This window comes from Halomonas sp. BM-2019, assembly GCF_017584085.1.
This window is the reverse complement of sequence record NZ_CP071922.1, coordinates 3,872,528-3,878,929: the sequence shown is the minus strand read 5'-3', so window position 1 is coordinate 3,878,929 and position 6,402 is coordinate 3,872,528. Positions and strand designations below refer to the sequence as shown.

Annotated in this window: 8 protein-coding genes and 1 pseudogene; 1 reads left to right on the top strand and 8 read right to left on the bottom strand. The window is 68.2% G+C overall.

All coding sequences use genetic code 11. The features are described from left to right. Positions 1-394, top strand: a pseudogene (locus J5F18_RS19200) (isoprenoid biosynthesis protein ElbB); the annotation flags it as partial. Between the two features lie 279 nt (positions 395-673). On the opposite strand, the gene tatC reads toward J5F18_RS19200, so the two are convergent. From tatC to J5F18_RS19160, 8 genes are all read right to left on the bottom strand, one after another. Then, the gene (gene tatC / locus J5F18_RS19195; RefSeq protein ID WP_346300113.1) at positions 674-1,438 is read right to left on the bottom strand and encodes a twin-arginine translocase subunit TatC; all 765 of its coding nucleotides are present in this window, start codon (positions 1,436-1,438) and stop codon (positions 674-676) included. Then, positions 1,435-1,854, bottom strand: coding sequence for a Sec-independent protein translocase protein TatB (gene tatB, locus J5F18_RS19190; RefSeq protein WP_346300112.1), 420 nt, complete (start codon positions 1,852-1,854; stop codon positions 1,435-1,437). The genes tatC and tatB overlap by 4 nt, the downstream gene beginning before the upstream one ends. A 6-nt stretch (positions 1,855-1,860) precedes the next feature. After that, the gene (gene tatA, locus J5F18_RS19185; RefSeq protein ID WP_346300111.1) at positions 1,861-2,121 is read right to left on the bottom strand and encodes a Sec-independent protein translocase subunit TatA; all 261 of its coding nucleotides are present in this window, start codon (positions 2,119-2,121) and stop codon (positions 1,861-1,863) included. A 51-nt stretch (positions 2,122-2,172) separates the two neighbouring features. Beyond that, positions 2,173-2,391: a phosphoribosyl-ATP diphosphatase gene (hisE, locus tag J5F18_RS19180; RefSeq protein WP_346300110.1), complete on the bottom strand. Its 219-nt coding sequence runs from the start codon at positions 2,389-2,391 to the stop codon at positions 2,173-2,175. Positions 2,392-2,515: 124 nt separating this feature from the next. Then, the gene (ubiB, locus tag J5F18_RS19175; protein WP_346300109.1) at positions 2,516-4,138 is read right to left on the bottom strand and encodes a ubiquinone biosynthesis regulatory protein kinase UbiB; all 1,623 of its coding nucleotides are present in this window, start codon (positions 4,136-4,138) and stop codon (positions 2,516-2,518) included. Continuing rightward, entirely contained in the window at positions 4,135-4,788 is a 654-nt protein-coding gene (locus J5F18_RS19170; RefSeq protein ID WP_346300108.1) for an SCP2 sterol-binding domain-containing protein, read from the bottom strand. Before J5F18_RS19170 ends, ubiB begins: the two co-directional genes overlap by 4 nt. Next, positions 4,788-5,555: a bifunctional demethylmenaquinone methyltransferase/2-methoxy-6-polyprenyl-1,4-benzoquinol methylase UbiE gene (gene ubiE / locus J5F18_RS19165; protein ID WP_346300107.1), complete on the bottom strand. Its 768-nt coding sequence runs from the start codon at positions 5,553-5,555 to the stop codon at positions 4,788-4,790. The genes J5F18_RS19170 and ubiE overlap by 1 nt, the downstream gene beginning before the upstream one ends. 93 nt (positions 5,556-5,648) lie before the next feature. After that, a complete protein-coding gene (locus J5F18_RS19160) occupies positions 5,649-6,032 on the bottom strand; it encodes a DUF971 domain-containing protein (RefSeq protein WP_346300106.1) in 384 nt (127 codons plus the stop codon). Between the last annotated feature and the right edge of the window lie 370 nt (positions 6,033-6,402).

The window sequence follows — 6,402 nt, the reverse complement described above, 5'->3', positions numbered from 1 at the left end:
GGTAATCCTTCCCGGCGGCTTCGGGGCGGCCAAGAACCTGTCGAACTTTGCCGAGGCGGGCGCCGGGATGGAGGTGCTCGACGACCTCAGGGAGGCCCTGGTCGACTTCCATGAGGCGCGCAAGCCGATCGGCCTGATGTGCATCGCGCCGGTGATGGTGCCCAAGCTGCTGGGCCACGGGATCGCCGTCACCATCGGTCACGACCCCGGCGTCTCCGGTGCCATCAGCGCCATGGGTGGCCTGCACCGCAGCTGCGGCGTGGAGGAGATCGTGGTGGACTTCGAGAACCGCGTGGTGACCACCCCGGCCTATATGCTCGCCACCCGCATCAGCGAGGCGGCCACCGGCATCTTCAAGCTGGTCGACCGTATCGACGAGCTGATGGATCTGTAAGCGCCCGGCCCTTCGGGCAGCGCCCAGCCGCCCTCCGGGCAGCGCCCAGCCGCCCTTCGGGCAGCGCCCAGCTGCAAGCGCCCAGCGCCCAGCAGGTCGACAACGGGCGGTAGGTGTTGAGGCCGATAACGAGAAACCCCAGTGGGTATTGAATCCGCTGGGGTTTCTTGTTGACATCCGATAGGGAGCAGCCAGCATCCTGCTAGGCGCTAGGCGCTAGGCGCTAGGCGCTAGGCGCTAGGCGCTAGGCGCTAGGCGCTAGGCGCTAGGCGCTAGGCGCTACTCCTCCTCCACCTCGCGCCGCTGCTTCTTGCGCCGCGCCAGGCGGCCGAACAGCAGGCCCACCTCGTAGAGCAGGTACATGGGCACCGCCAGCAGGCTCTGGGAGATCACGTCCGGGGGGGTCAGCAGCATGCCCACCACGAAGCAGCCCAGGATGATATAGGGCCGCTTCTTCGACAGGCTCTCCACCGTGGTCACCCCGGAGGCGATCAACAGGAAGGTGGCGATGGGGATCTCGAAGGCCACCCCGAAGGCGAAGAAGAGCTTGAGGACGAAGTTGAGGTAGGCGTTGATATCGGTCATCACCGCCACGTTCTCGGGCCCGGTCTGGGTGAAGAACTGGAACAGCAGCGGGAAGACCACGTAGTAGGCGAAGGCCGCCCCGGCATAGAAGAGCAGCACGCTGGAGGTGAGGATCGGTACCGCCAGCGCCTTCTCGTTGTCGTAGAGCCCCGGGGCCACGAAGGCCCAGGCCTGGTGCAGCACATAGGGGATGGCGACGAACAGCGCCACCACCAGGGTTAGCTTGAAGGGCGCCAGGAAGGGCGAGGCCACCTCGGTGGCGATCATCTGGGAGCCTTCCGGCAGCAGCGCCATCAGCGGCTGGGCCACGAAGGTGTAGATCTCGTTGGCGAAGGGGTAGAGGGCCAGGAAGATCACCAGGATGGCCACCACGCTGCGCAGCAGCCGCGAGCGCAGTTCGATCAGGTGCTCGATCAGCGGGGCCTGATGGTGTTCCGGGCTGTCACCGGTCTTGCTCATCGTGAGGAGGCGTCCTTGTCGGCAGGGGCGGGCGCGGCGGGCTCGTCGGCGCGGCTCTCGCCATCGCGGCGGCGGGCGCGGGCCAGGGCGTCATCCAGGCGCTGCTCGGGGCTTGGCGCCGGGGCCTTGTCTGCCTCGCGCTCGGCGGGGCGGTGCGGTTCGGCCAGGCTCTCCACGTCGCGCTGGACCTGGCGCACGCTCTCGTCGAGCTTCTTCTGCTGCTCGTTGAGCTTCTGGCGCAGCTCCTCCGCCTCCAGCTGGGCGCTGATCTCGCGCTGCATGCCGGAGACGGTGCGCTTGATCTTGCCGATCCACAGGCCCAGGGTGCGGGCCGCCTTGGGCAGCCGCTCCGGGCCCAGTACCAGCAGGCCGACCACGCCGATGAACATGAGTTCCAGGAAGCCGATGTCAAACATGGCGGCTTACTTGCGCTCTTCCTGTTCCTCGGGCTTGCGCTCGGCCTGGACGTCGTAGGTATTGGCCGGCTCGTCCTGGTGATCGACGCGGGCCTGGGGCTGGGCGTCCTTCTCCTCCCCCTTCTCCTCCTCGTGCATGGCCTTCTTGAAGCCCTTGACCGCACCGCCCAGGTCGGAGCCGACATTACGCAGCTTCTTGGTGCCGAAGATCAGGATGATGATGCCGAGTACAATCAGCAGCTGCCAGATACTGATACCACCTAACATAGGGTTTTCCTCTGAGTCGGGGTTCCGGAACCCCCGGAACGGCAAGTGAGGCTAGGGTTGCCTTGCGGACTTCTCGTCATGTCCCGAGACGCCAAAACGGCGCGCCAGTTCCTCGAGCACAGCGTGGTGATCGAGGTCGAGATGCGACAGCATCACCAGGCTATGAAACCACAGGTCGGCCGTCTCGGCGATCAGCGCCTCGCGCTCGGCCGGGCCGCCGCGCTCGGCGTCCTTGGCGGCCAGCAGGGTCTCGGTGGCTTCCTCGCCCACCTTCTCGAGTATCTTGTTCAGCCCCCTGTGATGCAAGGCGGCGACGTTGATCCAGGACAGTTTGCAGGCGGTCGAGAATATCGCTCATGAATGAAGGTTCCGTGACGTAGGTGGAGGTAGGGCATCACTGCCAGGCCAGCAGGGCCAGGCCGAGGGCAGCGGCGGCCAGCACCGGCCAGGGCTGCCCGGCGGCCCACTGGGCCAGCGGCTGCCAGGCCAGTGCCAGGGCCACCAGCAGGAGCCCCAGGCGCAGGCGCCGGCCGCGGCGCCCTTCGCGCACCAGCTGGTGGCGGATCGCACCGATCGCCTCGCCCTGGCGGCGGCGCTGACGCTGCTCCTGGTCGACCTGGGAGAGCGCCTGGTGGGCCAGCACGGGCAGCTCGGGCATCTGGCGGGTCAGCTCCGGCGCCTGGCGCTTGAGGGATTCCCAGAACCCGCTGACCCCGGCGCGCTCGGCCATCCACTGCTCCAGGAAGGGCTTGGCGGTTTTCCACAGGTCCAGGTCGGGGTAGAGCTGCCGGCCCAGCCCCTCGATATTGAGCAGGGTCTTCTGCAGCAGCACCAGCTGGGGCTGCACCTCCATGTCGAAGCGCCGGGCGGTCTGGAACAGGCCCAGCAGGACCTGGCCGAAGGAGATATCCTTGAGTGGCTTCTCGAGGATCGGCTCGCACACGGTGCGGATCGCCGCGGCGAACTCGTTGGCGCGGGTGTGCTCGCCCACCCAGCCCGACTCGATGTGCAGTGCCGCCACCTCGTAGTAGTCCTGGTGGAAGAAGGCCAGCAGGTTGCGCGCCAGGTAGTCCTGGTCCTCCCGGGTCAGGCTGCCGACGATGCCGCAGTCGATGGCGATGTACTGGGGGTCACGGGGGTGCTCGCGGGCGACGAAGATGTTGCCCGGGTGCATGTCGGCGTGGAAGAAGTTGTCGCGAAACACCTGGGTGAAGAAGATCTCCACCCCGCGCTCGGCGAGCCGCTTCAGGTCGGTCTCCTGGGCCTCCAGGGCCGCCACGTCGGCCACCGGAATGCCGTAGATGCGCTCCTGGACCATGACGCGCTGGCGTGTCAGCTCCCAGTGGATCGCCGGTACGTAGAGCAGCGGCGAGTTACGGAAGTTGCGCTTGAGCTGGGAGGTGTTGGCCGCCTCCTTGTGCAGGTCGAGCTCATCGAACAGCGTGGCCTCGTAGTCGCGCACCACCTCCACCGGGCGCAGTCGGCGGGCCTCGGGCACCAGCGTCAGCAGGCGGGCGAAGCGGTACATCAGCGCCATGTCCTGGCGCATCACCCGGTCGATGCCGGGGCGGATGATCTTGACCACCACCTCCTCGCCGCTGTGCAGCCGTGCGCCGTGCACCTGGGCGATGGAGGCCGAGGCGAGCGGCTCCGGGTCGAAGCGGGCGAAGGCCAGCGCCACCGTCATGCCGAGTTCGTCCTCCACCACGTCGAGGGCCTGGTCGCCGGGGAAGGGCGGCACCTGGTCCTGCAGGCGCCGGAGCTCGTCGGCGATGTCCTCGGGGAGCAGGTCGCGGCGGGTGGAGAGCACCTGGCCGAACTTGACGAAGATGGGGCCCAGCGACTCCAGCGCCAGGCGCAGGCGCGCCCCGCGGGAGCGGGCACCGACCGGCACCAGGCGCAGCGGCGAGAGTCGCAGCAGGGTGCGCAGCGCCCAGGGCAGGCGCTCCATGGGAATCAGGGTGTCGAGGCGGTAGCGGGTGATCACCCAGACGATGCGCGTCAGCCTCAGGATCATCGCCTGGCTTCCCGCTCGGGGTCGTCGTGGCGCGGGCGCTCTGCGCTGAGGCGGCGGTGCAGCCTGGCCAGGCGCGCCTCGAGGCGATCGGTGGCCACCTCCAGCTCGGTGAGGTGGTCGCGCAGCACCTCCAGCTGGGGCCGGCCGGGCAGCAGACGCGCCTCCTCCACCAGGTACTCGGAGAGGTCGGCGCAGAACTCCTCCCGGGTGCGCAGCCCGAAGCGGCCCAGCCGGCGCAGCCCTTCGGCCAGGCTGTTGGCGGGCACGTCGCCCAGCCACTGGGCCAGCTCGCCCTCCCAGTCCAGGTCCAGGTCGAGCAGCAGGTCGCGGGTGGCCTCAAGCAGCGGGATGCGCCCGCGCACCGCCAGCCGCCCCTGGAACATCAGCCGCTCCAGGGAGGCGCCGCCCAGCAGGGCGCCGGCGGTCTCGGCATCGAGCTCGACGACGGCATCGAAGGCTTCCTCGGCGGTGTCGTCGGGGCGCAGCAGGTCGAGGCCCTGGGGATGGAAGTGGATCACCAGGGCCAGTTCGGGCCGCTCCAGGCGCAGCAGCAGCCGCTGTCCGGCGATCCGGGCCAGGCGCGACGGTGCCGCCGGGTCACGGGCCAGCAGGGCGTTGAGGGTGCGTTCCAGGCCAGCGAGCAACAGCATTACAACTTGATACCGCGGTGCAGGGCGACGATGCCCCCGGTGAGGTTGGTGTACTCCACCCGCTCCAGGCCGGCCGTCTCCATCATCGCCTTGAGGGTCTCCTGATCCGGGTGCATGCGGATCGACTCGGCCAGGTAGCGGTAGCTGTCGGCGTCATTGGCGACCAGTTCGCCCATCTTCGGCAGCAGACGGAAGGAGTATTCGTCGTAGACCCGGGAGAGCAGGGCGCTGGGCGGCTTGGAGAACTCCAGCACCAGCAGGCGCCCGCCGGGCTTGAGCACCCGGGTCATGGAGCGCAGGGCGGCGTCCTTGTCGGTGACGTTGCGCAGGCCGAAGGCGATGGTGATGCAGTCGAAGCTGTTGTCGGGGAAGGGCAGGCACTCGGCGTTGGCCTGGACGTACTCAACGTTGCCGCCGACGCCGCGGTCGAGCAGTTTGTCGCGACCGACCCGCAGCATGGACTCGTTGATATCGGCCAGCACCACGCGGCCGCGGGGGCCCACCAGCCGCGAGAACTTCAGGGTCAGGTCCCCGGTGCCGCCGGCGATGTCGAGCACGCTGTGGCCGGGGCGCACCCCGGCGCGCTCGATGGTCAGCCGCTTCCACAGCCGATGAATGCCCAGCGACATCAGATCGTTCATGACGTCATAGCGGGCCGCCACGGAGTGGAAGACATCGGCCACCCGGGAGGCCTTCTCCTCGAGGGGGACTTCCTGGTAGCCGAAATGGGTGGTGTGCTGGTCCCTGGAGCTGGGGTTGGCGCTCATGCGATGGGGCTCCCGAATCGCTGCATGGGCGAGGCCGCTGCCTCGGATGGGCGCCATTGTAGCGTCCCGCGGCGGCGATTGTCTTGACGGGGGTTAGAGCTGCTTGATCTGGATGCCCAGCGGCTCGCGGCTGGCGCCGGCCTGCTCCAGGCGCTCGAGATAGTCGGCCCAGTTGGTCTCGCGGTGCTCGATCAGCCACCACAGGTAGTCCCAGCTGTAGAGGCCGCTGTCGTGGCCGTCGTCGAAGTGCAGCTTGAGCGCATAGCGCCCGGCCGGGGTGATGTCCTTCAGGCCGACGAACTTCTTGCCCACCTGCAGGGTTTCCTGGCCGCGGCCGTGGCCTCGCACCTCAGCGGAGGGAGAGAAGACCCGCAGGTACTCGATCGGCAGCCGGTAGCTCTCGCCGTTCTCGTAGCCGAGCTCCAGCTCCAGGGCCTTGCGGTGGTAGTGCACTCGGGTGGGAGTGGGGGCTGTCATGATGGCCTCCTGTGTTGAGTCATCGCTGTGGAAGGCCGGCTCTGCCGGGCAAAGGCACTGCAGGCGCCTCCTGCCTGGCAGCGCTGCGCGCTGCTTCGCGCGATGAATCGCCCTCCCACAACGTTCTTACGTACGACAGTGGTACAACAGTGTGGGAGGCCGGCTCTGCCGGGCGAAGGCGCCGTCAGGCGCCCGGGCTGCTGCTTCATCACGAGCTGAAGTCGAGTCGCCTTCCACAGGGCCAATCAGCATCGCCTCATGCTAGAGGATATACCGCGACAGATCCTCGTCCATGGCCAGCTCGCCGAGCTGGGAGTCCACGTAGTCGGCGTCGATGATCAGCGGGCTGCCGATGTCGCTGCCCTTGGCG

Excerpts from the sequence above, each read along its gene's own strand:
- J5F18_RS19170 (WP_346300108.1), bottom strand. The coding sequence starts at position 4,788 with ATGCTGTTGCTCGCTGGCCTGGAACGCACCCTCAACGCCCTGCTGGCC.
- ubiE (WP_346300107.1), bottom strand. The coding sequence starts at position 5,555 with ATGAGCGCCAACCCCAGCTCCAGGGACCAGCACACCACCCATTTCGGC.
- tatA (WP_346300111.1), bottom strand. The coding sequence starts at position 2,121 with ATGTTAGGTGGTATCAGTATCTGGCAGCTGCTGATTGTACTCGGCATC.
- ubiB (WP_346300109.1), bottom strand. The coding sequence starts at position 4,138 with ATGATCCTGAGGCTGACGCGCATCGTCTGGGTGATCACCCGCTACCGC.
- tatB (WP_346300112.1), bottom strand. The coding sequence starts at position 1,854 with ATGTTTGACATCGGCTTCCTGGAACTCATGTTCATCGGCGTGGTCGGC.
- tatC (WP_346300113.1), bottom strand. The coding sequence starts at position 1,438 with ATGAGCAAGACCGGTGACAGCCCGGAACACCATCAGGCCCCGCTGATC.
- J5F18_RS19160 (WP_346300106.1), bottom strand. The coding sequence starts at position 6,032 with ATGACAGCCCCCACTCCCACCCGAGTGCACTACCACCGCAAGGCCCTG.